The sequence below is a fragment of the Mycobacterium intermedium genome (assembly GCF_002086275.1).
In the GTDB taxonomy this organism is placed as follows: domain Bacteria; phylum Actinomycetota; class Actinomycetes; order Mycobacteriales; family Mycobacteriaceae; genus Mycobacterium; species Mycobacterium intermedium.
Genome location: NZ_MVHT01000002.1, coordinates 1 through 25,621 on the forward strand (window position 1 = coordinate 1; position 25,621 = coordinate 25,621).

General features: G+C 68.1%; 22 protein-coding genes. 11 read left to right on the plus strand and 11 right to left on the minus strand.

The genetic code is table 11. The features are described from left to right. Positions 1-51: 51 nt before the first annotated feature. Entirely contained in the window at positions 52-1,263 is a 1,212-nt protein-coding gene (locus BST27_RS00685; protein ID WP_069422355.1) for a CoA transferase, read from the minus strand. A 119-nt stretch (positions 1,264-1,382) separates the two neighbouring features. On the opposite strand from BST27_RS00685, the gene BST27_RS00690 reads away from it, so the two are divergent. The 3 genes from BST27_RS00690 to BST27_RS34390 all read left to right on the plus strand — a co-directional run bounded on the left by BST27_RS00690 (position 1,383) and on the right by BST27_RS34390 (position 5,247). Next, positions 1,383-2,051, plus strand: coding sequence for a cation diffusion facilitator family transporter (locus tag BST27_RS00690; protein WP_139804958.1), 669 nt, complete (start codon positions 1,383-1,385; stop codon positions 2,049-2,051). A gap of 333 nt (positions 2,052-2,384) precedes the next feature. Beyond that, the gene (locus BST27_RS00695) at positions 2,385-3,809 is read left to right on the plus strand and encodes a PPE family protein, SVP subgroup (protein WP_069422354.1); all 1,425 of its coding nucleotides are present in this window, start codon (positions 2,385-2,387) and stop codon (positions 3,807-3,809) included. 58 nt (positions 3,810-3,867) lie between these two features. After that, positions 3,868-5,247: a PPE family protein gene (locus tag BST27_RS34390; protein ID WP_069422353.1), complete on the plus strand. Its 1,380-nt coding sequence runs from the start codon at positions 3,868-3,870 to the stop codon at positions 5,245-5,247. A gap of 260 nt (positions 5,248-5,507) precedes the next feature. Here BST27_RS34390 and ctpC read toward each other — a convergent pair whose 3' ends face one another. From ctpC to BST27_RS00725, 4 genes are all read right to left on the minus strand, one after another. Further along, the gene (gene ctpC, locus BST27_RS00710; RefSeq protein WP_069422352.1) at positions 5,508-7,694 is read right to left on the minus strand and encodes a manganese-exporting P-type ATPase CtpC; all 2,187 of its coding nucleotides are present in this window, start codon (positions 7,692-7,694) and stop codon (positions 5,508-5,510) included. Position 7,695: 1 nt separating this feature from the next. Next, a complete protein-coding gene (locus BST27_RS00715; protein ID WP_069422351.1) occupies positions 7,696-7,974 on the minus strand; it encodes a DUF1490 family protein in 279 nt (92 codons plus the stop codon). 112 nt (positions 7,975-8,086) lie between these two features. Beyond that, positions 8,087-8,812: a TIGR03089 family protein gene (locus tag BST27_RS00720; protein ID WP_372515518.1), complete on the minus strand. Its 726-nt coding sequence runs from the start codon at positions 8,810-8,812 to the stop codon at positions 8,087-8,089. Beyond that, the gene (locus BST27_RS00725; protein ID WP_069422350.1) at positions 8,800-10,266 is read right to left on the minus strand and encodes an LCP family protein; all 1,467 of its coding nucleotides are present in this window, start codon (positions 10,264-10,266) and stop codon (positions 8,800-8,802) included. Before BST27_RS00725 ends, BST27_RS00720 begins: the two co-directional genes overlap by 13 nt. A 67-nt stretch (positions 10,267-10,333) precedes the next feature. On the opposite strand from BST27_RS00725, the gene rfbD reads away from it, so the two are divergent. Genes rfbD through manB form a run of 3 tightly spaced genes read left to right on the plus strand, consistent with a single transcriptional unit; the run spans position 10,334 to position 13,290 of the window. Further along, positions 10,334-11,260 (plus strand): dTDP-4-dehydrorhamnose reductase, encoded by a 927-nt coding sequence (gene rfbD, locus BST27_RS00730; RefSeq protein WP_069422349.1) that lies wholly within the window; start codon positions 10,334-10,336, stop codon positions 11,258-11,260. Next, the gene (locus BST27_RS00735) at positions 11,253-12,197 is read left to right on the plus strand and encodes a glycosyltransferase family 2 protein (protein WP_069422348.1); all 945 of its coding nucleotides are present in this window, start codon (positions 11,253-11,255) and stop codon (positions 12,195-12,197) included. The genes rfbD and BST27_RS00735 overlap by 8 nt, the downstream gene beginning before the upstream one ends. A 13-nt stretch (positions 12,198-12,210) precedes the next feature. Next, positions 12,211-13,290 carry a mannose-1-phosphate guanylyltransferase gene (gene manB, locus BST27_RS00740; RefSeq protein WP_069422357.1) on the plus strand — a complete coding sequence of 360 codons (1,080 nt, stop codon included), beginning with the start codon at positions 12,211-12,213 and terminating at the stop codon, positions 13,288-13,290. Positions 13,291-13,364: 74 nt separating this feature from the next. On the opposite strand, the gene BST27_RS00745 is transcribed toward manB, so the two are convergent. The 3 genes from BST27_RS00745 to BST27_RS34395 are packed head-to-tail and all read right to left on the minus strand — an operon-like array spanning position 13,365 to position 17,449. Next, complete coding sequence (locus BST27_RS00745; protein ID WP_069422356.1) at positions 13,365-13,910, minus strand: NUDIX hydrolase; 546 nt, start codon at positions 13,908-13,910, stop codon at positions 13,365-13,367. Then, positions 13,907-15,478, minus strand: coding sequence for an Eco57I restriction-modification methylase domain-containing protein (locus BST27_RS00750; RefSeq protein ID WP_372515519.1), 1,572 nt, complete (start codon positions 15,476-15,478; stop codon positions 13,907-13,909). Before BST27_RS00750 ends, BST27_RS00745 begins: the two co-directional genes overlap by 4 nt. A gap of 57 nt (positions 15,479-15,535) precedes the next feature. After that, positions 15,536-17,449: a PE family protein gene (locus BST27_RS34395; RefSeq protein WP_139804948.1), complete on the minus strand. Its 1,914-nt coding sequence runs from the start codon at positions 17,447-17,449 to the stop codon at positions 15,536-15,538. A 416-nt stretch (positions 17,450-17,865) separates the two neighbouring features. Between BST27_RS34395 and BST27_RS00765 the strand changes: the two genes are divergently transcribed. Beyond that, a complete protein-coding gene (locus tag BST27_RS00765; RefSeq protein ID WP_079219563.1) occupies positions 17,866-18,756 on the plus strand; it encodes an ATP-binding protein in 891 nt (296 codons plus the stop codon). A gap of 24 nt (positions 18,757-18,780) precedes the next feature. On the opposite strand, the gene BST27_RS00770 is transcribed toward BST27_RS00765, so the two are convergent. Both BST27_RS00770 and cofD read right to left on the minus strand, forming a co-directional pair. Continuing rightward, the gene (locus tag BST27_RS00770) at positions 18,781-20,130 is read right to left on the minus strand and encodes a coenzyme F420-0:L-glutamate ligase (protein ID WP_069418968.1); all 1,350 of its coding nucleotides are present in this window, start codon (positions 20,128-20,130) and stop codon (positions 18,781-18,783) included. Beyond that, positions 20,127-21,128 (minus strand): 2-phospho-L-lactate transferase, encoded by a 1,002-nt coding sequence (gene cofD / locus BST27_RS00775; protein ID WP_069418969.1) that lies wholly within the window; start codon positions 21,126-21,128, stop codon positions 20,127-20,129. Before cofD ends, BST27_RS00770 begins: the two co-directional genes overlap by 4 nt. A 379-nt stretch (positions 21,129-21,507) precedes the next feature. Here cofD and BST27_RS00785 point away from each other — a divergent pair, with 379 nt between their 5' ends. Beyond that, complete coding sequence (locus tag BST27_RS00785) at positions 21,508-21,852, plus strand: WhiB family transcriptional regulator (RefSeq protein ID WP_069418970.1); 345 nt, start codon at positions 21,508-21,510, stop codon at positions 21,850-21,852. A gap of 30 nt (positions 21,853-21,882) precedes the next feature. Here BST27_RS00785 and BST27_RS00790 read toward each other — a convergent pair whose 3' ends face one another. After that, positions 21,883-22,305 carry a metallopeptidase family protein gene (locus BST27_RS00790; protein WP_069419069.1) on the minus strand — a complete coding sequence of 141 codons (423 nt, stop codon included), beginning with the start codon at positions 22,303-22,305 and terminating at the stop codon, positions 21,883-21,885. 199 nt (positions 22,306-22,504) lie between these two features. On the opposite strand from BST27_RS00790, the gene BST27_RS00795 reads away from it, so the two are divergent. The 3 genes from BST27_RS00795 to BST27_RS00805 all read left to right on the plus strand — a co-directional run bounded on the left by BST27_RS00795 (position 22,505) and on the right by BST27_RS00805 (position 25,621). Next, positions 22,505-23,005, plus strand: coding sequence for a DUF3499 domain-containing protein (locus BST27_RS00795; protein ID WP_197518103.1), 501 nt, complete (start codon positions 22,505-22,507; stop codon positions 23,003-23,005). 85 nt (positions 23,006-23,090) lie between these two features. Then, positions 23,091-24,524: a phosphomannomutase/phosphoglucomutase gene (locus BST27_RS00800; RefSeq protein WP_069418972.1), complete on the plus strand. Its 1,434-nt coding sequence runs from the start codon at positions 23,091-23,093 to the stop codon at positions 24,522-24,524. Beyond that, positions 24,521-25,621: a TobH protein gene (locus tag BST27_RS00805; RefSeq protein ID WP_069418973.1), complete on the plus strand. Its 1,101-nt coding sequence runs from the start codon at positions 24,521-24,523 to the stop codon at positions 25,619-25,621. The genes BST27_RS00800 and BST27_RS00805 overlap by 4 nt, the downstream gene beginning before the upstream one ends.

Below are 25,621 nucleotides of genomic sequence, written 5' to 3' on the forward strand. Positions count from 1 at the left end.
TCCAATTATTCCTTGCAGGACAGGCACTTTCGCATATCTACACCCCGAAACTCACAACGTTTCACGAAAAATCCGGGCTAGAAACAGTTCGTTGTGCTCGCCGAGGTCCGGTGGCGGCTCGGCGACCGCAGCGTCGAACGAGGAGTAGCGGGCCGGGGTGCGGATCAGAGTGATTCGTTGACCCGTCTCGGGGTCGGGAGCGCCCACCTCCAACGCGAGCTCGTTCTCGGCGAATAGCGGCGTGTCGACGACTTCCTTCCAGGTGTGCGCCAGACACGCCATCAGCCCGCCTTCGTGCAGCAGTTCCACCCACTCGGCGGCGGTCTTGCTGGCCAGGGCCGCCTCCAGCTCCTCGGTCAGTTCCGGATAGTGCAGCGCCCGGGCGCGCTGATCGCTGAAGCGCTCGTCTTGCACAAGATCGGGGCGACCGATGATTTCACACAGCTTGGCCCAATGCTTGGGCACGTACGCACTGATCACCAGATAACCGTCGGCCGCCCGGAATGCGTCCGAGGGCTGGGTGGCGAACCCGACGCTCTTGCGTCGCTTCTCCTTGGGCGGGCCGGCGGGCTTTGGCTGGCTACTGCGCGGGCGATTGAGATGGATGGTCAGCTGATTGGCTTGCAGGCCCACCGCGACGTCGTACATGGCAACGCGGACGACGTCGGCCACGCCATGACGCTCGCGGTTGAGCAGCGCGGCCAGTACCGCCTGAGCCAGCACATGACCAGTGGCGTTGTCGACGAGCTGAAAGGGGATGATCTGCGGTTTGCCGTCCGGCGTGGGCATGCCGGTGCTCATTCCGGCCTCGGCGGCGACCATCAGATCTACGCCCGGTCGGCTGCCGTGCGGGCCGTTGCCGCCGTACGCCGACAGGCGTGCGTAGATCAGCTTGGGGTTGCGCGACTGCAAGGCGTCCGGCCCTAGGCCCAGTCGTTCCATGACGCCCGGGCGGAAGCCTTCCAGGACCACGTCGGCGGTCTCGGCCAGGCGCAGGATCTGCTGCTTGCCCTCGTCATTGGTCAGGTCCACCGACACAGATTTCTTGCCTCGGTTGTTCGGCAGAAAATAGGTGGCCAGCGGTGGGCGCCCGGGCAGCACCGAGGTGATGTGCCGGGCCGCCTCGCCGCTGGGGGCCTCGATCTTGATGACCTCGGCGCCCAGGTCGGCCAGCACCTGCCCAGCGAGCGGACCGGCCACGTTCTGGGTGAAGTCGAGGACGCGGAACCCGTCAAGTGGTTTGGCGGCGTTGCTGTTCGGCATCGACGAGCCTTTCGGAGTTAGTGCTGCGGTCCGCGATGACCGCAAACTGTTAGTCAGATTAACCAGAGGCGTTTGGCGAGGTTTTGGTCTGTCTTGCCTCTACCATCGTCGGGGTGGACATGCCGTCGCCCGTGGAGCTGTCGGCTGACACCTGTTGCCATGGACGCGGGCATGGACATGGACACGGCGACGAATGGCACCGGAACGTGCGGTGGGCGCGCCGGTTGGCCTGGATCAGCCTCACCATGCTCCTCGTCGAGGCGGTCTTGGGGCTGTGGCAAGGCCTGTCGGTCGGCTCCATCGCGTTGACCGGGTGGGCGCTGGGCGGCTTCGCCGAGGGGTTGGCCAGCGCCATGGTGTTGTGGCGATTCACCGGCGACCGCACGGTGTCGGCGACCGCCGAGCGGCACGCCCAACGCGGAGTCGCCGTGTCTTTCTGGCTGACCGCCCCGTACGTCGCCGCCGAATCGATCCATCATCTGGCCGACGCGCAGCGCGTCGAGACGTCGGTGGTCGGCATCCTGCTGACCTCCGTGGCGCTGGTCGCGATGCCGATGCTGGGCCGGGCCAATCACACGCTGGGCGCGCGACTGAGGTCGGGTGCAACCGAGGGCAGCGGCACCCAGAATTACCTTTGCGCGGCCCAGGCGGCGGGGGTATTGCTCACTCTCGCGCTCACTGCCGCCTGGCCCGGCGGTTGGTGGGTAGACCCCGCGATCGGGCTGGGCATCGCGTGTGTCGCGGTGTGGCAGGGCGTGCGAGCCTGGCGCGGCCAAGACTGCTGCTAGTTGTGGCTCCCGCGCCCTCTCTCGTGCCTGGTTGACTCTGCGCTGGGGGTGGTGGTTTCTCGTGTTTTGTCGCCCTGGGCGCAGTGTCAACGCCGGGCGCCCTCTGGCTCGTTTTGACTCTGCGCTGGGGGTGGTGGTTTCTCGTGTTTTGTCGCCCTGGGCGCAGTGTCAACGCCGGGCGCCCTCTGGTGCTCGTTTCCTGACCGCATACTCGGCGCGATCCACGCGGGCGATGTATCGTGAGCTCTTCGGTGACGTGGTCGTCGGATTGCAGCACCACGAGGGGCGCCGAGACTTCATGCCGAACAAGGTGCGTCGAGGAGCAACTTAGCGATGGATTTCGGGGGTTATCCGCCTGAGGTCAACTCGGCCCGAATGTACGCCGGTGCGGGGGCAGGGCCGATGTTGGCCGCGGCCGAGGCGTGGGCTGCGCTAGCCGCCGGACTGCAATCGGCGGCGAGTTCGTACCAATCGGCGGTAGCGGCATTGACCGCCGGTCCCTGGTTGGGGCCGTCGGCGGCGTCGATGAGCGCTGCGGCCGCGTCGTATGCGGCGTGGTTACGAGAAACCGCCGCACAAGCTGAAGAAACTGCCGCTCAGGCCAAGGCCGCGGCCGCCGCCTACCAAACCGCGTTTGCGGCGACGGTTCCGCCACCTGTCGTGGCGGCCAACCGCATTCAGCTGCAAACCCTGATCGCTACCAATGTGTTCGGAATAAACACCCAGGCGATCGCGGCCACGGAAGCACAGTACGCGGAGATGTGGGCCCAGGACGCGGCAGCGATGTATGGCTACGCAGCCTCCTCAGCCGCGGCGACGGCGCTGACGCCGTTCAACCAACCCCCGGTGACCACTGACCCGGGCGGCTTAGCAGAACAACAAGCCGCCACCGGTGAAGCCGGCATCGGCGGCGTCGCGCAAAGCACGGTCCAGCAGGCGTTCGCCGCGGTGCCCAATGCGCTACAGAGCGCGGCCGCGGCCCCGGCTGCAACAGCCCCGCTGGACGAATTGGAGTTGTTGGGCCTGCTGGCCGACCTGGCCACCCTCACGTTCGGCGTGACAGCGGGTATCGCCGCCCTCGGTGTGGGCATACCTTCCAACGTGGTCGGGTTGACCGCCTTTCCGATAGCCATCTACGGCACCCTGGTGGGTCTGCACACCGACGAGATCCTCAGCGGCTGGAACGGTGAGGAACCCTTTCCAGGCACGGGGTCGGTGCCGGTCAAGCCGTTCCCGGCGCCGCTGCTCAATTTGCCGCCGGGCACGCTGCCGCCGTCGAGGCCGTTGGCCAACATGGGTGAGGCGAACACCGTCGGGGCGTTGTCCGTGCCTCCGACGTGGACCATCGCAACCCCGGCGGTCCGCCCCGTCTCGTACACGCTGCCGGCGTTGAGTGAAGCCGCGGTGAAGGCCACCGCCGCTCCAGCGGCGGGAGCCAGCTCGGGCACCCTCAGTCAGATGGCACTGGCGGGCATGGCCGGAGGCGCCATGAGCGGATTCCTGGGCACCGGCGTGGGCCGCGGCGGCGGCAAGGCCAACAAAGCAGACGCGGCTGCTCGCGCCAGAACGGCCGCGGCAGCCGGTGGCAATGCGGTGGCAGGGAAAGACGGCGAGGCGCCCAGCGACAAGCCCGACAAGCCTCGGGCTGTGGTCACCGGAGTCGCAGCCGAGCTACGCGAATTCGCCAAGCTCCGCGACGAGGGAATCTTGACCGACGAGGAATACGCCGAGCAGAAGAACCGCCTGCTCGGTCGCTGAACCCTTGTCCGACGAAAGCAGCGGCAGATAAGAACATTAACAAGAGGTATGTGCAGCAGTGGATTTCGGGATCTATCCGCCGGAGGTCAACTCCGGTCGGATGTACACCGGTCCGGGAGCGGGGCCGATGCTGGCCGCTGCGCAGGCCTGGGACAGCTTGGCCGACGAGCTGCGTGTAACCATCGCCGGATATCAGTCGACAGTGTTCGAACTTACCGAAGGGGCTTGGTCGGGTCCGTCGTCCGCCGCGATGGGCGCGGCTGCCGGGTCATATGTGGAATGGCTGAGTGCCACCGCCGCGCGGGCCGAGCAGACGGCCGCCCAAGCATGGGCGGCGGTCGCCGCTTACGAGGCGGCGTTTGCGGCCACGGTGCCACCACCGGAGATCGCCGCCAACCGCAGCCTGCTGGCTGCGCTGGTGGCAACTAATTTTCTGGGACAGAACACACCGGCGATCGCGGCCACCGAGGCGCTTTACGCCGAGATGTGGGCGCAGGACAGCCTGGCGATGTACAACTACGCAGCTTCGTCCGCAGCCGCGGCCGTGCTGACTCCGTTTGCCTCTCCGCACCAGAACACCGACCCGGCCGCGACGGCCGGCCAAGCCGAAGCGATCAGCCAGATCGGCAACTTGGCCGGCACTGTGCACGATGTCATATCGATTGTGCCGCAAGCGTTGTCCGCAATGGCGGTACCGGCCGAGGCCGACTTGCTCAATATTGAACTGCTGGCCAGTATCGCCGCAATCGTCATCGTTCTTCCGACCGACATCGGGGCCACTTTCGGGCTCTTACCGGCAGAAATCATTTCCAATTTCGGGGATTTTCCTCTCGCCGCTTTCACCACTGTGTCGGGTGCCGGTGACGATCGCATGTTCAGCGCCTGGGACGGGATAGAGCCCTGGCCGGGTACCGGACCGGAACCCGTGGAGCCGTTTGTGGCGCCCCTGCTGGGGTTGCCTGCCGGCGGGCTGCCGGTGGCGACGATGTCAGCGGGCCTCGGCGCGGCGAACACGGTCGGAAGATTGACGGTGCCACCGACCTGGACCCAAGTCGCTGATGACGAGTCCGAGGTTCGCCCGACCGCGTTGACCACACCGCTGCCGAGCGCGGACGCGGCAGCCGCGCCGGCAGCCGAACTGGGCGCGGAGAATGCAAACACGTTGAACGAGACGGCAACCGCCGCAATGGCCACACAGGCGATGGCAGGCCCGCCTGCCGCGAACGTCGAGGCGAACGCCAGGCCGGCCTGGTTCACCCCTCGCGCCGAGGATGCACCGGCCGACGACGTCGAGGCCGTACCCGCGCCGCGGACCGTCATGACCGGCGTCGCCGCCGCGATCCGCGAACTCGCCGAACAGCGCGCCGCTGGGCTGCTGAGCGAACAGGACTACACCGAGCAGAAGAAAATGCTGCTCGAAATCGCGTTCGGCGCGTAGATCAGTCGGCAATTCTCACCGACTCATGCGCCGCGCTTGCGATCGCCACAGCTGATGGTGGCGACCCGCTTCGCCCGGCTGCGCCGCGCTTGCGATCGCCACAGCTGATGGTGGCGACCCGCTTCGCCCGGCTGCGCCGCGCTTGCGATCGCCACAGCTGATGGTGGCGACCCGCTTCGCCCGGCTGCGCCGCGCTTGCGATCGCCACAGCTGATGGTGGCGACCCGCTTCGCCCGGCTGCGCCGCGCTTGCGATCGCCACTAGTCGAGGCGGTACCGGATCAGCCGAGAACTGTTGGCTACCACGGCAACTGAGGATGCATTGTGCAGGATCGCGGCCAGCACCGGCGACAGCGCGCCGCCCGCTCCGATCAGTAGCCCGGCCGCATTGACGGCGATCGACATGCCGTAGTTCTCCCGGATGACGTCGACAGCCCGGGCGCCCAAATCGCGCACATCCAGCAGACGGTTCAGGTTGTCGTTGGCCAGCGCGACATCAGCGGTTTCGACGGCGACGTCCGTGCCGGCCAGGCCCATGGCGATCCCGATATCGGCGGCGGCCAGCGCCGGAGCGTCATTGATGCCATCGCCAACCATCCCGACGACGTAGCCGTCGTTCTGCAACTCCCGCACCACCTCGAGCTTGTCCTCGGGCATCACCTCGGCGCGCCATTCGTCGATCCCCAGCTCTTCGGCGACCACCTTGGCGATGTCGGGATGGTCGCCGGTGAGCATGATGATCCGGCGAACACCGTTGGCCCGCAGCTTCTTCAGCACCTCGGCGGCCTCGGGTCGCACCTCGTCGCGCAGGCTGATCAACCCCACCAGTTTGCCGTCCACCGTCAACAGCAGCGGCGTCTCGGCCTGGGCGCGCAGTTTGTCGACCCACTCCGACGCCCTCTTGGACACCCGAACCTTCTCGGCCCGCAACAGTCCGGGACTGCCCAGCAGCAGGGTCCGGCCGTCGGCCCAGGTCCGCATGCCCAGGCCCACCAACACCTCGCACTCCTCGTGCGGAGGGATGGTGATGTGGCGTTCCTCGGTCGAGCGGATGACGGCTTCGGCCAGCGGGTGACGAGAGTGGATCTCGGAACTGGCGGCATAGGCCAGCACCTGTTCGGGCTCCCAATCCTTGTGCAAGGAAACGATATTGGTGACCACGGGACGCCCGACGGTCAGCGTGCCGGTCTTGTCGAACACGATCGCGTCCACCCGGCCGGCCTGCTCGAGATGGGAACCGCCCTTGATCAGGATGCCGCGGCGCGCGCCGTTGCCGATCGCGGCGCTGATGGCCGTCGGCGTGGACAGCCCGACAGCGCACGGGCAGGCGATCAACAGCATGGTCATCGCGCGCCGGACGTCGCCGGTCACCAGCAAGGTCAGGCCCGACAGGATGAACGAGGTGGGCACGAAGCGGCGGGAGAAGGTCTCGCCGACCGTCTGGATCGGCGCCCGGTCGTGCTGCGCCTCCTCGACCCGAGCGATGATGCGCCCGATGGTGGTCTGCTTGCCGACCGCTTCGGCGCGCACCACCAGACGGCCCCGCTCCACCACCGAACCGGCATGTACGTGCTGGCCCACGGTGATGCTGACCGGCAGCGTCTCACCGGTGATCGCGGACTGGTTGACCACCGCCTCGCCCTCGACCACTTCGCCGTCGACCGGGATCGCGACGTGGTCGTGGACGACCACCTCGTCGCCGATCTGAACGGAGTCGGTGGCGATCTGGACCTCGGTGCCCGCGTCGTGGCCCTCGATCAGCCGGATCCACGTGGTGTCTTGGTTGCCGCGCAGCAACTCCGAAATCGCCCGGCGGGTCCGCCGCAGCGTCAGATCCTGCAGGTATTCGCCGATGTTGAGTAGCCACAGCACGGTGAGAGCGACGACGTTCTCCCGCAGGATCAGGCTGGCTATCGTCGCCGCCGAGACCAGTGCGTCAGTGCCGAGCTTCCGCGAGCCAACCGAGCGCAACGCGCCACGCAGGAAGGGGTAGCCGGTGAAGATCGTGACGCCGGTGGCCACCATGCGACCGCTGGGTCCGAGCAGCGGAGGTCGGGCGAACACGTAACGACGGACGCCCAACAGCGCCAGCGCCGCGCCCCCGATCACCATACGCAGCACGTCCGAGTTGCGGATCTCCGACGAATGCGGGGCGCGCGCCGGAATCAGCTCGGCGGCAACGTGGGCGGCGCGGCCGATGGCGGCCAGCACCGCCGCGCGGTCACAGCGCTTGGGCGAATACCAGACCACCACCGACCCGGTGCGCGGGTAGGCATGCACGACGCGCACACCGTTCTCCTTGGCGACGGCCTCCTCGACCGCCACCGCGCGCCGCGAGTCCGAGCGCACCCACGGCACCCGGACGCGCATCCGCCCGGCCGCGTCGGAAACCACCTCCAAGGTCGGATCGTCAGGATCGGCGACCTGGGGGACTAGCGCGAGGGACATATCAGTGATCGTGCTCGTGCACGCCGACGGCTGGGGTGGGCGCCTCCTCGCCGATGCGCTCGCGGGCCTCGGCCATCACGTCGGCGATCTTGAGCCGGGCCGACTCCGCGGCTTCCTCCGCCTTGCGGGTTCCGCGCAGACCCAGCTCCGCCGCCGTTACCGCGGTCTGGTGCAGCGGCGCCTTGGCCAGGCCCTTCTTCAATGCTTCGTACGCGGTCACCCCGACCAGGCCGGTGACCACCGTCGCTGCCGCCTTCCCTAACAGCGCCTGAAATGCCATCGCGCGAAACCTTCCTGCTGAGACCGAATTAACCCGACGCTAACATCGAAATATTGCGATATCAACATGGATCTCCCAGATTGGGCCGTCGGTAGCGGCCCGACGGGCGACCTCACAGGACGCGGGTGACCTTCTCGGTCTCGATCCGCCGCGGCAGCGCAGCCTGGTCCGGGTTGGCGACCTGCACCAGCGACCCGCCGACGGCCATGATCGCCAACAGCCCAGCCACCAAATCCTCGGGCGTGTCCCACGACGCGGTGGACAGGACGCGATCGCTCGCACCCAAACCCTGTGCCGTCGCGGATTCCCGAAGGTCGGCCAGCACCCGTTCCACCGTGCGGCCGGCCAGGGCCGGGCCCGGGTTGCTTTCGGGAACGATCTGGTCACCATGCACCCGCACGGCGGTCGCGTAGTCGGTGACGCCGATCGGCACGTCGGGCGCCGGCCGGCCGAACGGGTCCAGCGACAACACCGCGACCTCGCCGCCCGCCACCGCCTCGTCGGCTTCGTCCAGTCGCTCGGCGGTGCACAGCGCCAGATCCGCCGGTCCGGAAAGGACGACCTCGGCGCCGATCCACCACACGCCGAACAGCGCCGCGGCGGTCTGCCAATGTGCCGGCAACAGCACGGCGACCCTGCTGCCGGCCCCGGCGGCGAGTTCGTCGCGCAGCAGATTGCCCGTCTTGGCGGCCCAGTTGGCCAGCGTCACCGCGGACAACTCGATGCGCTCGCCCGTCCCATCGTCGTAGTAGGTGATGCGGGGACCGACGGGATCGGCGCGCAGCATCGGATCCAGGATCGCCGCGCTCAGGGTTGTGGCCGCGCTCAGTTGATGCACTCCGGGCTATCCGAGCCCGCGGTCAGGATCCGCGAGGCGGGGGGAGTGGCGCCGTCGGAAGACCCCTGGTTCGAGGCGCGGACGGGGGTCACGGTCCCGGTCCCGCTGAGTCCCGAACCCGGCCCGGTGTAGTCGTTGGACAGCACCACGCGCACCGACCCGGGCGGGATGGACGCGTCGGCGACGACGGGCAACCCGCCCAACTCCTTGGCCACCTGTTGGGCCCCCTTGTCGTCGGTCTTGGCGGCCCGGACTTGGCTGCCCTTCACGTGGGCGCCTTCGTTGTTGCCGACGTTCCCGGCGCCAAATCCCTTGGCGCTCAACACCCCTGACACTGCCGACGCGAGTCCGTTGATGTCGGTGTCGTTGAGCACGTCGGCGGTGGTCTTGTCGGGTGAGTAGGCGAGTTCCTCGGTCTTGCCCTCGTCCTGCTCGTGCAGCAGTCCGCCGACCCATTCCTGGACCTGACGCGCATCCACCCGCACCACGCTCTGCATGCCGTCGTCGCTCCAACCCGCGCCGTCGACCACCGGGATGGTGGCAAAGGCGACGTTGCCGCCGGCCAGCTTCTGGAGTTGGCCGATGAAGTCCATGATGTCCCACCCCGAGGACAGCACCACCGATCGCTGTACCGCCTGCTCGAGCCGGTGCAAAGTGGCGGGGCTGGACAGTGTCTGACCGGAGATGACCCGATGCGCCAAGGACGCCATCACCACCTGCTGACGAACCACCCGGTCCAGGTCGCCGCGCGGCAGGTCGTGGCGCTGGCGGACGAAGCTCAGTGCTTGCGGTCCGTCGAGTCGTTGCCGGCCGGCCGGGAAGTCTGCCCCGGACAGCGGCTCGAACACAGGCTCCTTGAGGCAGACGTCGACGCCGCCGAGGGCGTCGGTGATCAAGGCAAACCCGAGCAATCCGATCTCGGCATAGTGGTCGACGGTGACTCCGGTGAGCGCGGCCACCGTCTTGATCAGGGCCTCGCGGCCGGCTTCGGTCCCGGCGGCCGCGGCTTCCTCGGGCGATGCACCGGCCTGCACGAGCTTGACCCGCTTGGTCTCTCGCGTCTGGCCGTAGACGCCGTTGATCTTGGTCTTGCCCAGGCCCGGCGCCTGGACGTAGGAGTCGCGCGGTATCGAGATCGCCGTCGCAGACCGCCCGTTGTTCGGTATCCGGACCAGGATGATGGTGTCGGTGTTGGTGGCTTCCTCGTCGCCGGCCCGCAGCGTCGCCAGTTCTTCCGCGGTCAACGGATTTCCGTGTGCGTCGGTCCGGCTGTCCAGGCCCACCAGCAAGATATCGATGGCACCGTCCTGGGCGCCGCGTCCCAGCGACGGCGAAGACATGTGAAAGATGCCGTCCTCAAAGGACCGGACGCTGGTCCAGGCGACCCCGGTGCCAAGGACGATTACGACGGCCAGCGCGGTCGCGATCGCACGAGCCACACGTTGCACATGCATCACTGTAGGCTACTTGTGTCACAGCCAGATTCCGGTTAGCCGAGCCCGGCGTGCCAGACTCGACCCCATGACAGGCGGGTCGAGCAGGCTGGTGATCACCGGGGCCGGTGGGCAGCTGGGTAGCCATCTGAGGGCGCTGGCCGCCCGCGCCGGCCGCGCCTACACGGCCTTCACCTCGGCGGAGTGGGACATCACCGACCCCGACGCGGCCGCGCGCAACATTCAAGCTGGCGATGTGGTGGCCAATTGCGCGGCATACACCGACGTCGACGGCGCGGAAAGCGACGAAGCCGGTGCCTACGCGGTCAACGCGACGGGTCCGGAACACCTCGCGCGGGCCTGCGCCCGTGTCGGCGCACAGCTGATCCACGTCTCCACCGACTACGTGTTCAACGGTGACTTCGGCGGCGGCGAGCCACGCCCCTACGAGCCCGACGACCCAACCGGACCGCAGGGTGTCTATGCCGCGAGCAAGCTCGCCGGTGAGCAAGCCGTGTTGCAAGCGTTGCCGGACGCCGTGGTGGTGCGCACCGCCTGGGTCTACACCGGCGGGTCCGGCAAGGACTTCATCGCCGTGATGCGACGGTTGGCGGCCGGTGACGGCCCGATCAAGGTCGTCGACGACCAGACCGGAACGCCGACGTACGTCGCCGACCTGGCCGCCGGATTGTTGGAGCTGGCCGACTCCTGGCAAGAGAAAGACATCCGCGGACGGATCCTGCACGCCGCCAACGAGGGAGTGGTGTCCCGGTTCGAACAGGCCCGCGCGGTGTTCGAAGAATGCGGCGCAGATCCGCAGCGAGTGAACCCGTGCAGCACCGCGGAATTTCCTCGCCCGGCGGTGCGGCCGAGCTACTCCGCGCTGTCGAGCCGGTCCTGGGTTGCTGCGGGCCTGACGCCGTTACGGCCTTGGCGCAGCGCACTTGTCGCGGCGTTGCAGGCGGCTGGCAACGAGGCTTCGGCGGAACGAGCGATACCCTCGACGCGTGACTGACGTCCTGCCGGTTGTAGCGGTGACCTATTCGCCGGGCCCTCATCTGGAGCGGTTCCTGGCGTCGTTGTCGCTGGCCACCGAGCGTCCGGTCAGCGTGATCTTGGCCGACAACGGCTCCACCGACGGGACTCCGGAGGCCGCGGTGGAGCGCTACCCCAACGTGCAACTGCTGCGGACCGGGGCCAACCTCGGGTACGGGACCGCGGTGAATCGCACGATCGACCAACTCGCTCAGCTCACCCCGGCTGGGACCGGCCAGCAAGCCGAGTCCTGGGTCGACGACTTTGTGATCGTGGCCAACCCCGACGTGCAGTGGGGCCCGGGCAGCATCGACGCCCTGCTGGACGCCGCAGCGCGCTGGCCGCGCGCCGGGGCGCTGGGACCGCTGGTCCGTGACCCCGACGGGTCGGTGTACCCGTCGGCTCGTCACCTGCCCAGCCTGGTCCGCGGCAGCATGCACGCGGTCCTCGGGCCGTTCTGGCCGCGCAACCCCTGGACGGTGGCCTACCGTCAGGAACGGCTCGAACCCAGCGAACGGCCGGTGGGTTGGCTGTCCGGGGCGTGCCTGCTGGTGCGCCGCTCGGCGTTCGCCGAAATCGGCGGATTCGACGAGCGGTACTTCATGTACATGGAGGACGTCGACCTCGGCGACCGACTGGGCAGGGCCGGTTGGCTCAGCGTCTACGTGCCGTCGGCCGAAGTCCTGCACCACAAGGGGCACTCGACGGGCCGCGACCCGGCCACCCATCTGGCCGCGCATCACAAGAGCACCTACCTCTTCCTTGCCGACCGGCATCCGGGTTGGTGGCGCGCCCCATTGCGTTGGGCACTGCGCGGTACGCTCGCCGCGCGTTCTCGCCTGATGGTGCACAGCGCGCGTCGGGCACTGAAGCGGGATTCGCGAAGAGAACTGAAACTGGCGGAAGGGCGGCGCTGAGGTGGCTGACTCGTTGGATCCCTCCGAAGTCGACGCGGTGGTCCTGGTCGGCGGCAAAGGCACCAGGCTGCGCCCGTTGACCCTGTCGGCTCCCAAGCCAATGCTGCCCACCGCCGGGCTGCCGTTCCTCACCCATCTGCTGTCGAGGATCGCCGCGGCGGGCATCGAGCACGTGATCCTGGGCACCTCGTATCGGGCCGCGGTGTTCGAAGCCGAGTTCGGCGACGGCTCCAAGCTGGGCCTGCAAATCGACTACGTGACCGAAGAGAACCCGCTGGGGACCGGCGGCGGCATCGCCAATGTGGCGGGCAAGCTGCGCCACGACACCGTGCTGGTGTTCAACGGCGACGTGCTGTCGGGTGCCGACCTGGGCCAGTTGTTGCGGTTCCACAAAACGAACAAGGCCGACGTCACGCTGCACCTGGTGCGGGTCAGCGATCCGCGTGCGTTCGGTTGTGTACCCACCGACGATGAGGGCCGTGTCGTCGCCTTCCTGGAAAAGACCCAGGATCCGCCGACCGACCAGATCAACGCCGGCTGCTACGTCTTCGAGCGCAAGATCATCGACCGGATACCGCGGGGGCGCGAGGTTTCGGTGGAACGCGAGGTGTTCCCGGCGCTGCTGTCCGACCCTGAGGTCAAGGTGTGCGGCTACGTCGACGCCACCTATTGGCGGGACATGGGCACACCCGAGGACTTCGTGCGCGGTTCGTCGGACCTGGTGCGTGGGATCGCCCCGTCGCCGGCGCTGCAGGGCCAGCGCGGCGAGAAGCTGGTGCACGACGGGGCGGCGGTGGCCCCCGGCGCGGTGCTGATCGGCGGCACGGTGGTCGGGCGGGGCGCCGAGATCGGCCCCGGCGTCCGGCTCGACGGCGCGGTCATATTCGACGGCGTGAAGGTGGAGGCGGGCAGCGTGATCGAGCGCTCGATCATCGGCTTCGGTGCCCGCATCGGCCCACGGGCGCTGATCCGCGACGGGGTTATCGGCGACGGAGCTGACATCGGCGCGCGCTGCGAGTTGTTGCGCGGAGCCCGAGTGTGGCCGGGTGTGTCGATTCCCGACGGCGGCATCCGCTACTCATCCGACGTGTGAGCACCCGCTTGCCGGGCGCCCCAACCCGTTCGCCGAGCGTCACGCTGGCTCGGCGCTCGACGTCGGCCGTCGCGCTAACGTGACGCTCGGCGGGTGGCGTAGGCGACCAGACTCCTCAGCGCGTGATCGGCGCCGTCCGGCAGGGCGTCGGCCGGCCACCACTGCAGGTCATCGGACTCGTCGCTGATCGCGATTTGTGCGCCCGCCGGCGCATGCGCGACGAACTGCAGGTCGAGGTGGCGGGTCGGCACGCCCAACGAGCAGGTGACCGGGTGGACGTGCACGGCGGCCAGTTCGGGGTCGATGCGCAACCCGTCGATGCCGGATTCTTCGATGGCCTCGCGCAGTGCGGCGGCGACGATGTCGGTGTCCTCGTCGTCGCAGTGCCCGCCGAGCTGGACCCAGCGGCCCACCCGCGGATGCAGGGTGAGCAGCACGTTCCCGCCGGTGTGATCGAGCACGATCGTCGAGGCGGTGACGTGGCCGGGTACGCACTCGCGCTGGCAGGAGTCCTCGCGGGCGAGCACGAAGCTGAGCACCGCGTGCCGCAGCGAGTCCTGGCCCGGGTCTGGGGCCTGCCACCGGGTCAGGGTCGTGATCACCGACTGTCGGACGCTCACCGCGATCGACGCCTGGTCCGCCGATCGCGCAGCGTGCTCCACGCGTCCCGGCTCCTGCGCACGACTTCGGGCGCCAGGCCGAGCCCGTCGATCAGGACCCGGCGATCGACCACGTCCAGCGCCTTCTCGTTCTCGTTGGCCTTGAGCAGCAGATCGACATCGCGCGCGAGTTCGGCGTCGGCATATGTCGGTGCCGGAATGGGCAACTCCTCGGCCTCGCGGGGTTCCAGCTCCAAGATCCCACCCCCGTAACTGCGGCCCATGATCTCGGCGAATGCGAACGTCACGCTGTTGTGGAACACCGCGGCCAGCGCTGCCCCGTCGACCCCCGGAGCGAGCCGGACCCGGTGCACGGTGTCGGTGCTCGTCGCCGCGGTGGCGTTGACCACCAGCCTTGGCGCCAGGTGGATCTGGCGCAGCATGAACAGGTCGGGGACCCACAGCGACGGCGTCGTCCACCACGGCTTACGGATCGAGCACTTGTAGCCGGTGTGGACACCGGCCCGTTCGCCGGCTTCGATGTGTGCGACGACGGCCGGATCGACCGGGTCGCGCGGGGCGTCGAGCAGCCAGGTGCGGTGTCCGGAGGCGAGATCGCTTGCGCGGCAGTCAATGTCGTAGACCAGGCCGGACAGTTGCGCGCTGCGGGAGACGAGCGGGACGCAGTGCGCGGCCAGTCCGAGTTCGCGGGCTTGAGAATCGGTGAAGGTGAAGAAGCTGTTGCGGCCCGTCACGATGCCGACGTCCACGGCGGCAAGGCAGCTCAGCCGGGTCAGGCTGGTCGACCGCTTCAGCGATCGCAGCAGTTCGATCTGTCCGGGGTCCAGGAAATACTTGGTCCATTTCTCTTTGTCGTGCAGCAGCGCGGGTGCGGACCCCACGCGAAGATCCGCGGCCGCCAGCGCGTCGGCATCGGTGAGACGCACCGTGCGGATCTGCGCCGGACCCGCACCGACGACACCGCAGAACAGCACGACTTCTTGCAGGACGCCGTCGAATACCAACCGCTCGAACGTCAAAAGCGTGATCTCGCGGTAACGGCTCACGAGATACTCCCGCAGCTGCGCGGCGTAGCTGACCTGGAGCAACTCGGCGGGCAGCACCAGGCCGACACGCCCGCCGTCGCGTACCAGTGTCGTGCTTGCCACCACGAACGGGACCCACGCGTTGGTGAGCTTCGTGGCTTTCAAGCCTTCGCGCCGCATCAGCGCCAGGGCCGGTTCCCGCTGCGCCGGTGCCCAGTTTCCGAAGCGGATGTACGGGGGATTGCCGGCCACCCCGTCCCAGTCGCCGGCCCCGGCTTTGTCCAGCCAGGTGAATAGGCTGTCGGCGGCGACGGGGGCGAAGCGGCGCGACTTGTCCGCCTCCTCGGCGACGAACTCCACGCCGTGGGCCTGGCCGGTGAGCAGGGCCAGTTCGCGCAGGATCCGGCCATCACCGCAGGCGGGTTCCAGCAGCCTGGTGCCCGCCTCGCGGATCCACCGGGCCAGGAACCGGGCAACGGAAGGCGGGGTGTAATAGCCTCCGCGCACCTTGTCGGCCGATGCCGGTGCCTTGCCGGAGAACACGTCGACCAGTATTGACCGAACTTCGAGGAAATTCGGGAACCGGGCGCCTATCCGTGGCTAGGGCGCCCCGTTCGCCCCCGCCTTGCCGGTCATGCTGGCGAGGCCACCGAGGCCGCCCTTGCCGCCACCGGAACCACTGCCGCCGCTTCCGCCGTTGCCGGCAATCGATGGGGTGTAGCTGCCGTTCACAAACGTCCCGGCATTGCCGCCGTTACCGCCATCTGCGGGGCCGGTGCCCGCCCCGGCATTGCCGCCGGCTCCACCGTTACCCAGGAAGCCGAGGCCGTCGCCACCGTCGCCGCCGTCGCCGCCGGTGTGGAGGCCGGTACCTCCGCCGCCACCGGCACCGCCGGTGGCGAGGAACCCGAGGCCCGTGCCGCCCTTGCCGCCGGAGCCTCCGATGCCGAGGACGCCGGCACCGTCACCGCCGGCGCCACCCGCGCCACCAATTGCCTGCCCCCAGAACACGTTGGCCTGACCGGCGTGGCCGCCGGCGCCGCCGTCGCCATTAATCGTGGCGTAGCCGCCAACGCCGCCGTTGCCGCCATGGGCGTAGCCGAGGCCGACGAGGTTGATTGCGCCGGCGAGGCCGCCGCCGCCGCCGGCACCACCCGTGCCCGACGACGTGGAGCCGCCGAGACCGCCGACGCCGGCCTCGGCGTAACCGAACCCGACGAGGTGGACCGTCTCGGCGGCACCGCCGTTCCCGCCGTTGCCGCCGCTGACCTCGGCGCCTGAGCCCCCGCCGCCACCGTTACCGCCGATGGCTATGCCGAGCCCGGCGAGGCCGGAGACGACACCGCTTCCGGCGTTGCCGCCAGTGGCGCCCGCGGCACTGCCCGAACCACCCATACCACCGTCCCCGCCCTCGCCGCGGCCGAACAAGCCGAGGTAGCTGTCGGCGATGCCATCCCCCCCGGCCCCGCCGGCGCCTCCGATAATGCCGCTGCCCCCGGCGCCACCCTTACCGCCAACGCCTAGGAAGGCGGCGTTCCCGACACCCCCGTTGCCGCCGGCACCGCCGAAGCCGCTGATACCGTCACCGCCGTCGCCACCGTGACCGCCGTAGGCGACCAGTGAGGCGATCGTGGGACCGATGTGGCCTCCGCCGTTGCCGCCGACCCCGCCGCGGGGACCATCGCCGCCGGCGCCGCCGTTGCCCCCGACGCTGTAGACCAGGCCACCGTTGCCGCCGTTGCCACCGGCTCCGCCGTCTCCGGTCCAACCACTGCCCCCATTCCCGCCGTGACCGCCCATGCCGAACAGGGTGGCGCTGCCGCCGGCGCCGCCCGCCCCGCCATCGAGGAGGAGACCGGTGCCCCTGCCGCCGTGGCCGCCGTTGCCGCCATTACCCCACAACCAACCACCGTTGCCGCCGGCACCGCCCGCCCCGCCGTTGCCGCCGTTACCACCGTTTCCGCCATGGCCCAGCAGCCCCGCGGCCCCACCGGCACCGCCGGGTGCCTTGAGGACGCTGGCGCTACCGTTGCCGCCGTTGCCGCCGTTGCCGTAAAGCCACCCACCGGGTTTCCCAGGTGTACCAACCCCTTGCTCGTTGGTGATGCCGTCGGCGCCGTTGCCGATCAGCGGGCGTCCGGTCAGCGCCTCGAAGAATTGGTTGACCGGGTCGGTTGCCTGCGCCGCCGGTGCCGCCGACGGGTTGAGCAGGGAGTTCAGGGTGTGCTGGGCGTTGGCAACCTCGGCGTTGGCATAGGCGAACGCGCCCGACTGGAGGGTCTGCACGAACTGACTGTGAAATGCCACCGCTTGGCTGCTCAGTTCCTGATAAGCGGTGCCGTACTGAGCGAAGAGCGACGCAATCACCGCCGACACCTCGTCGGCACCCGCGGCCAGCAATGCGGTCGTGGGAGCGGCCGCCGCCGCGTTGGCGGAGCTGAGGGTCGAGCCGATGCTCGCAAGTTCGGACGCCGCCGCCGAAACTAACTCCGGCGCGGTGAACATAAATGACATGAAAACCTCCGTGAGTTCCATGGACGGCGGGAAGATAATTCGCCCGGGGCCTTGTCGTCGCGATCGTCGAACTGGTCTGGGGTTCGCGAGGATGCAGGATCCATTTACAGCAGAACTATCCCCTTTCAGCCCAATGCTGGGGTCTAGATTTCAGGGCGTGTGTCAACGTGGCTTGCATATCCGACGCATTTGACCGATCGAAGATTGAACGTGTGTTTCGATGGGGTCGGCGCTGGCGTCATTGGTCTTGGGTGTCGGACTAGGCGAGCTGGATGACGCCGCTAACGGTGCCCGGCGAGCTTTCAAGAATTATGTGAAGACCATGAAATGCGCTGGGCCTGCCGGTTGAGAGCACTCTGCTACCGAGAGCCAGACATGCTGCTTTCGCTGCGATTTGCAGAGAGGGTTCCGCTGGGATGACGGTCGATTTCAGCCTGCTCGGCGAGATCGAGGCTCGAGTCAACGGGCAGCGCCTGGAAATAGGCCATGCCCGTCAGCGGTGCGTCCTGGCCGCATTTCTGATTGACGTCAACCGCCCTATATCGGTCGACCAGCTGATCGATCGAGTGTGGTCCGACAAGCCGCCGCATAACGCAAGGAATTCGCTCGCGGGATATGTCTCCCGGCTGCGGAATTTGCTTGCCGACACCAATGACGCGGCAATTGCGCGGGAGCCGGGGGCATACGTCCTCAACACGGATCCGCTATCGGTGGTCGACGCAGTGGACCGCGCCCCGCTCGTGACCTTGACGGGCGTAGGCGGCGTTGGCAAAACGAGGCTCGCGCTCGAGGTCGCGAGGAACGAGCAGAAGCGCTTCGGCGACGGTGTGTGGATCTGCGAACTGGCACCACTGGAACACGGTGACGCCGTGGTGCACACCGTTGCGGCCAGTGTGTGGTTGCGGCAGCAGCCGGGCATGGACATCGAGGCGAGCGTCATCGAGTACCTGCGGGAGCGCGAGGTCTTGTTGGTGTTCGACAATTGCGAGCACGTGCTCGAGGCGGCTGCACGGTTGATCGACCGAATAGTGCGTCATTGCCCGCGGGTGTCGGTGCTGGCAACCAGCCGACAGCCGCTGGGTATCGACGGCGAGCGGATCATCGGCGTCCCGCCTCTCCAGGAAGAGGACGCGACCCGTCTGTTCGTCGAACGTGCCCGGGCCAGCCAACCGGACTTTGCTCTAGAGGACCAGCCGATGGCTGCGGTGATCGAGATCTGCCGCCGGGTTGATCGGCTGCCGCTGGGCGTCGAATTGGCGGCGGCACGAATGCGGGTGATTTCCGGCCCACTTCATAGCAAGCCGTAGCGTTCGTCGACGTCTGGCACCTGCTTATCTGCGAATGAGCAAGTCCTCGACGGATACAGGGTCGCGCGGACCAGAGGGCTCGGCGGCGTAACCAATTGCGATGGCGCCCAACGGCTCCCAGTCACCTGGCAACTCGAGTTCGGCGCGGACGAGGTCGGCGGCGAAGATCGTCGACCCGATCCAACAGCTGCCCAACCCCCGAACGGCCAGCGCCACCAGCAGAGCCTGCACCGCCGCTCCTACTGCGACGGTGAACATGGTGTGTTCGGCGTCGGTGCGGGCGGCGTCGGGGTAGCTGTGCGCGCCGTCGGGAACCAGGAAGGGAATGACGACTTCCGGTGCGTCGTAAAGGATTTGACCGCGCGCCACCCGCCGCTCCACCGAGTCGGCGGGCCGGCCGTCACCGGCGAGGTCGGCACGCCACTTGTCCTTCATCCGGTCCAGCAGCCGGACGCGGGTGGCGTTGGTCCGCAGCCACACAAAGCGCACCGGCCGGGTGTGATGGGGCGCGGGCGCGGTGAGCGCCTCGGCGACGGCCGCCTCGACGAGCTCCGCCGGCACCGGGTCGGCGCTGAACCTGCGTACCGACCGGCGTAACAGCTGGGCTTGTTGTCGACCGAGTTCGACGGCTTCGGCGGTGCCGAGCCAGAACAGGTCTTCCTCGCCGGGTCGCAGCAGTTGCCGAGCCGTCGAGCCGTCATCTGTGACCACTCGTTCCGAAAGCCCTCGCACGATCGCCACCGGCATCGCGGTCAGCTTGCCCTTGACCAGATCCGCTGCGGCGGCAACCTCGTCGGCGACCGCGATCTCGGTGACGATCAACTCGTTGCCGTGCGCGTCGACCGAGCCAGAGTAGTTGTGCAGAACGGAAATTCCAGCGGAGCCGATAGCGGCGTCGGTTTGGCCGTTGCGCCAGGCGCGGCCCATCGTGTCGGTGATGATCACTGCAACGGTGACACCGAGTCGCTCCCGCAACCGATTTCGCAACTCTGCGGCACTGGTGTCGGGATTGACTGGCAACAAGGCGATTTCGCCTCGGTCAACGTTGGAACCGTCCACCCCGGCGGCGGCCTGAACCAGGCCCAGTCGGTTCTCGGTGATCAAGGTCCGGCCCTTGCGCGCCAGCACGCGCACTGCCTCCTCCTCGACCAGCTTGCGGCGCAGCTGATCTCGCGCCTCCTCATCCGCCGGCGCTGGCACCAGTCGGCCCTCGCACTTGGAAACCACCTTGCTGGTGACCACCACAACGTCACCGTCGCGCAGCCACGGCGCGGCGGCGGCGACCGCGGCGCTCAGGTCGTCGCCGGGACGGAATTCGGGAAGGCCGGGGACGGGCAGGATCTCGACCGCCGCGGCGGTGCCGTGTTCAGTCACGCGGTCACGCCCGCCAAATCAAGCCCCGCGCGGACCATCTCTGCGGTCGCCGGCGGGTCGGTCATGAGCAGGGGGACATCCCGCACGGCGACACCGTCGATGTCCGCGGTGAACCCGGCCAAGTCGCCCTCGTGCACCAGCCAGCAATCCAGTACCCCGGTACCGCTACGCGCACCATAGTGTCGGCCGACGGCCTCCGCGGTGGAGTCCACCCCGATCACGGTGAGGCAGGCATCGGCCATGCCGCGCAACGGCTTTCCTCCGATGATCGGGGAGTAGCCAACGATGGGCGCCGTGGTCGAGCGCAGCGCGCCTCGAATACCCGGCACCGCCAGGATGGCGCCGATGCTGACCACCGGGTTGGACGGTGCCAGCATGACGACGTCGGCCTCGGCGATGGCCTCGACCGCTTCGGTTGCGGCGCTCGCCTTTTCGGCGCCGATGAAGGCGAAGCTGTGGGTGGGTACCTGGGCGCGGTAGCGCACCCACCACTCCTGGAAATGGATCGCACGCTGGGTGTTGTCAGCGGGATCGGTGATCACCACGTGGGTTTCACAACGGTCGTCGGTGGTGGGCACCAACCGCGCGCCAGGCTGCCAACGGTCGCACAACGCCGTCGTGATCTGCGACAGGGGATAGCCGGCGTTGAGCATCTGGGTGCGCACCAGATGGGTGGCTATGTCGCGGTCGCCGAGTTCGAACCAATCGGGTTGTACGCCGTAGCGTGCCAGTTCCTCCATGGCATGCCACGTTTCGTCACGGTGACCCCAGCCGCGCTGCGGGTCTACACCTCCACCCAAGGTGTACATGCAGGTGTCCAGGTCTGGGCAGACGCGCAGGCCGTGGATCCAGGCGTCGTCGCCGATATTGACCACCGCGGTTAGCTGGTGGTCGTTTTTTGCTCCCGGTGCGCCAAACTGCCCGAGGCCGAGCAACTGCTGCACGCCAAGCAGAAATCGGGCGCCCCCGACCCCACCGACCAAAACGGTGACCTTCACAGCGCACGACAGTACCGCGCGACAACTACGGGGCCGACGGGCTATGGTCAGTGACTGGAGTGGTCAATGTGACAGGGGGGACGGACATTTGACCACAAGTGTGACTAGTAGCACTCGACACGCCGCCGACCAAGCGTGACAGATGAGCAGAAATTTGGTCACGAGCTGATATGGAAATGCGGCCTAGCGCTTGACCGGAAAGGCCATCCCGTGTCTAATCACATCAGTGTCATTTCCCGGTTGGCCGGCCGGTTGCGGTGTCGCAGACCGAGATTCGATCACTTGTTCGAAGTATTGCTACACCAAAAAAGTGGTCAAGAATCACTCTCGACAAAAACGAGGAGGCGGAGGCATGTCCTATGAACACCTTCGGGGAGTAATGGGAAGCGCCGCGCACATAAGCACCGGTCCGGCGCAGACGCCAACTGCCCGACCGCATTTGAGTCTGGTACCCGTCGTTTCGGAGCCGTCCGCCGCGCTTGAGCCGGAGCCCTTGCCGGCCGTTGCCGACCAGTGGCAGGACCGCGCTCTGTGTGCCCAAACGGACCCGGAGGCGTTCTTCCCGGAGAAGGGCGGCTCCACCCGCGAGGCCAAGAAGATCTGCCTCGGGTGCGAGGTCCGCCACGAGTGCTTGGAATACGCGTTGGCTCACGACGAGCGCTTCGGCATCTGGGGAGGATTGTCGGAGCGGGAGCGTCGCCGCCTCAAGCGCGGCATCGTCTGACCTCACCTCAACGCGGCCGCAACCGTGGCCTCAGTCGTCGTCGATCGTCGGGTCGATGACCGAGGGTTCCACGTCCAGGTAGATGGCCACCTGGGCCACCAAGATTTCATGCAGTAATTCCGCGAGTTCGACGGTGTCTTTGGCACGTCGCTCAATTGGCTTGCGAAACAGCACAATTCGCGCCCGCGTGGCGTTGCCGCGGACGTCGACACCGGCCGGAATCAGGCGCGCCAGGGCGATCGGGCCGTCGGCGATGACTTCCGGTGGCCACTGCACGCTGTCCGGGTCCTTGGCAGAGATGCGGGGTATTTCGTCGACCGCGACATCAAGTTCGGACACGCGGTCGTGCCACCGCCGCTCGATGGGTTCATAGGCCTCGAGTACGGCCATGTCGAATCGTTCGGCGCGGCTGCGCCAACCCGGCACCGTCGGAGGCAGGAGTGGGCCGCGCAGATCGCGGCCCCGGCGGGTCGCCCGGCGAGACCGCGACCGCCGCGATGGCCGACCCCTTCCCGGGTAGCTGCGGAAATCGCCGCTGGAATGGCCCACAAGCGCCGATGGTAACGGTGATGGTAACGGTTGCGAATCGGCCCCGGATCGGATGCGCGTGTCCGGCGCTTGCGCGACCTTTCCGCACGATAGCCTTTCGAGCGTGAACGTACCCCGTCGCTGCTGCCGGCCCGGGTGTCCGCACTATGCGGTGGCAACGTTGACGTTCGTGTACTCGGACTCGACGGCGGTCGTCGGTCCGCTCGCTACCGCGCGGGAACCGCACTCCTGGGATCTGTGTGTCGGCCATGCCGGACGCATCACCGCTCCACGCGGGTGGGAACTCATGCGCCATGCCGGCCCCCTGCCGACTTATCCGCATCCGGAAGAGGACGACCTCGTCGCCCTCGCTGACGCCGTGCGTGAGGGCGGCCCAGCGTCGCGCTCGGCCGACGCCCCTTATGCCGGTTTCACGGGCGCTCACGGCGGCACGAACGGAATGCCGCTCAATGGCTTTTCGCCCCGGACCAACGCCGCACCTGGCGACCTCCGCCCGGGCGGAGCCCAGGCGACCGCGCCCAACGGCAGTGTGATCGCACCCCCCGAGCACCGGACCGGGCGTCGGCGCGGACACCTGCGAGTGTTGCCTGATCCTTCGGACTAGTCGCACTAGCGCTCAACGGCCCGCGAAAGGTCGATAGGCTGGCGGCCAAGAAGCGAAGAACGTCTAGGTCGTCAGGAGAGCGCGCATGCCGTGGCCCGCCGAGGCTGTCCACCGTGTCATCAAGGCGTATGACGTGCGTGGGTTGGTCGGCGAAGAGATCACCGACGAATTCGTCGCCGATGTCGGCGCCGCATTCGCGCGGTTGATGCGCGCCGAGGGTGCCGCGCAGGTTGTGATCGGTCACGACATGCGCGACAGTTCTCCCTCGTTGGCAGCTGCCTTCGCGACCGGAGTCACCGGGCAGGGGCTCGACGTGGTGCGCATCGGCCTGGCGTCGACCGATCAGCTGTACTTCGCCTCGGGATTGTTGAACTGCCCGGGTGCCATGTTCACCGCCAGCCACAACCCGGCGGCGTACAACGGCATCAAGTTGTGCCGGGCGGCCGCCCTGCCGGTCGGCGCGGACACCGGCCTCAACGCCATTCGCAACGACCTGATCGGCGACCCCGCCGGCCCCGCTGGTCAGCACGCCTACGACGGGCCCCCCGGCACCATCTCCGACCGCGACGTGCTGAGCGACTACGGGGCCTTCCTACGGTCACTGGTCGACACCTCCGAGTTGCGCCCGCTGCGGGTGGCAGTGGATGCCGGCAACGGCATGGCCGGGCACACCGCGCCCGCCGTGCTCGGCGCGATCGACTCGATTACCCTGCTGCCCTTGTACTTTGAGCTCGATGGGTCATTCCCCAACCATGAGGCCAACCCGCTCGACCCGGCGAACCTGCGGGATCTGCAGGCATTCGTCCAACAGACCGGCGCCGATATCGGCCTGGCCTTCGACGGAGACGCCGACCGCTGTTTCGTGGTCGACGAACGCGGTCTGCCCGTGTCGCCGTCGGCGGTGACAGCTCTGGTGGCCGCGCGCGAACTCGGCCGCGAGATCGGCGCCACGGTGATCCACAACGTCATAACGTCGCGCGCGGTGCCCGAGCTGGTGCTCGAGCGCGGCGGCACACCGCTGCGCTCGCGCGTCGGCCACTCCTACATCAAGGCGATGATGGCCGAGACCGGCGCGATCTTCGGCGGAGAGCATTCGGCGCACTATTATTTCCGCGACTTCTTTGGCGCCGACTCGGGGATGTTGGCCGCGTTGTATGTGCTGGCGGCCCTCGGCGAGCAGGACAACCGGCCGCTGTCCGAGCTGGCCTCCGACTACCAGCGCTACGAGTCTTCCGGTGAGATCAACTTCACCGTGGCCGACGCGGACGCCGCCGTGGACGGGGTGCTGAAGTCCTTCGGCGGCCGGATCCAGTCCATCGATCACCTGGATGGGGTCACGGTGGACCTGGGCGACGACAGCTGGTTCAACCTGCGTAGCTCCAACACCGAGCCGCTGCTGCGGCTCAACGTGGAGGGCCGTAGCGCTGAGGATGTCGACGCGGTGGTCAGTCAGGTCAGTGCGCAGATCGCTGCCGTCACTGCGGGCAAGGCGGGGGAGAAGGCAGAGTCGAAAACATGAGCGCCACCCAAGTGGTCGACCTCGAAGACACCGAGGGATTGCTGGCCGCCGACCGCGACGCGTTGCTGCGCGGGGCGTCGATGGCGGGTGCGCAGGTGCGGGCCGTTGCCGCGGCGGCCGCCGAAGGCGAACTGGACGCGCTGCGCGACTCGGTCGTGCGCAGCGTGATCTGGGTGTCCGGCCGGGGAACCGCCGCGACCGCCGGTGTCCTGCTGACCTCCACCCTCGGCGCCGTTGCGGCCCAGCCGATCGTGTTGGCCACCGAGGCGCCGCCCTGGATCGGGCCGCTCGACGTGTTGGTCGTCGCCGGCGACGACCCCGGTGATCCTGCGTTGGTCGGGGCGGCCGCGGTCGGAGTGCGCCGGGGAGCGCGGGTGGTCGTGGTCGCGCCGTACGAAGGTCCGCTGCGCGACTCCACGGCCGGCCGGGCCGCGGTGTTGCCGCCGCGCCTGTTGGTGCCCGACGAGTTCGGGTTGTGTCGTTACCTGGCCGCGGGTGTGGCCGTCTTGCAGGCCGTGGACTCTAAGCTGCGCATTGATCTCGCCGCGCTCGCCGACGAACTGGACGCCGAGACGCTGCGCAACAGCGCCGCCCGCGAGGTTTTCACCAACCCGGCCAAGAGTCTGGCCGCGCGGGTGTCCGACTACCGTGTCGCGCTGGCCGGGGACAGTGCGGCGACGGTGGCACTGGCTCGCCACGGCAGCTCGATGATGTTGCGGATCGCCAACGAGGTGGTCGGCGCGGCCGGGTTGGCGGACGCGGTGGTCGCGCTGCGTACCGGTTCGTCGGGTATTTCCGCCGAGCAAGCCCTGTTCCACGACGAAGAGCTCGACGGCCCGTTGCCGGAGCGGCTGCGCGTGCTGGTCTTGACGCTGGCCGGCGAGCGAACGGTGGTGGCAGCGCGGGTGGCCGGCCTGGACGCCGTGGATCTGATCACCGCGGAAGACGTGCCGGAGGTTCCCGACACACCGGGCGGACTGACAGCATCGTCCGGGTTCCCGACGCAGGGTGGTGCTGGGGGAGCGGAGCAGCAGCTGGCAGTATTGGCCGTTCGGTTGGAGATGGCGGCGGTTTACTTGCGATTGGTTCGGGGATAG

Bases quoted from the DNA above. Each gene is read 5' to 3' on its own strand.
- BST27_RS00695 (WP_069422354.1), top strand. From the start codon at position 2,385: ATGGATTTCGGGGGTTATCCGCCTGAGGTCAACTCGGCCCGAATGTAC.
- BST27_RS00785 (WP_069418970.1), top strand. From the start codon at position 21,508: ATGGGAAGCGCCGCGCACATAAGCACCGGTCCGGCGCAGACGCCAACT.
- BST27_RS00725 (WP_069422350.1), bottom strand. From the start codon at position 10,266: ATGCATGTGCAACGTGTGGCTCGTGCGATCGCGACCGCGCTGGCCGTC.
- ctpC (WP_069422352.1), bottom strand. From the start codon at position 7,694: ATGTCCCTCGCGCTAGTCCCCCAGGTCGCCGATCCTGACGATCCGACC.
- BST27_RS00765 (WP_079219563.1), top strand. From the start codon at position 17,866: ATGACGGTCGATTTCAGCCTGCTCGGCGAGATCGAGGCTCGAGTCAAC.
- BST27_RS00805 (WP_069418973.1), top strand. From the start codon at position 24,521: ATGAGCGCCACCCAAGTGGTCGACCTCGAAGACACCGAGGGATTGCTG.
- BST27_RS00685 (WP_069422355.1), bottom strand. From the start codon at position 1,263: ATGCCGAACAGCAACGCCGCCAAACCACTTGACGGGTTCCGCGTCCTC.
- BST27_RS00690 (WP_139804958.1), top strand. From the start codon at position 1,383: ATGCCGTCGCCCGTGGAGCTGTCGGCTGACACCTGTTGCCATGGACGC.
- rfbD (WP_069422349.1), top strand. From the start codon at position 10,334: ATGACAGGCGGGTCGAGCAGGCTGGTGATCACCGGGGCCGGTGGGCAG.
- BST27_RS34395 (WP_139804948.1), bottom strand. From the start codon at position 17,449: ATGTCATTTATGTTCACCGCGCCGGAGTTAGTTTCGGCGGCGGCGTCC.
- BST27_RS00800 (WP_069418972.1), top strand. From the start codon at position 23,091: ATGCCGTGGCCCGCCGAGGCTGTCCACCGTGTCATCAAGGCGTATGAC.
- BST27_RS00715 (WP_069422351.1), bottom strand. From the start codon at position 7,974: ATGGCATTTCAGGCGCTGTTAGGGAAGGCGGCAGCGACGGTGGTCACC.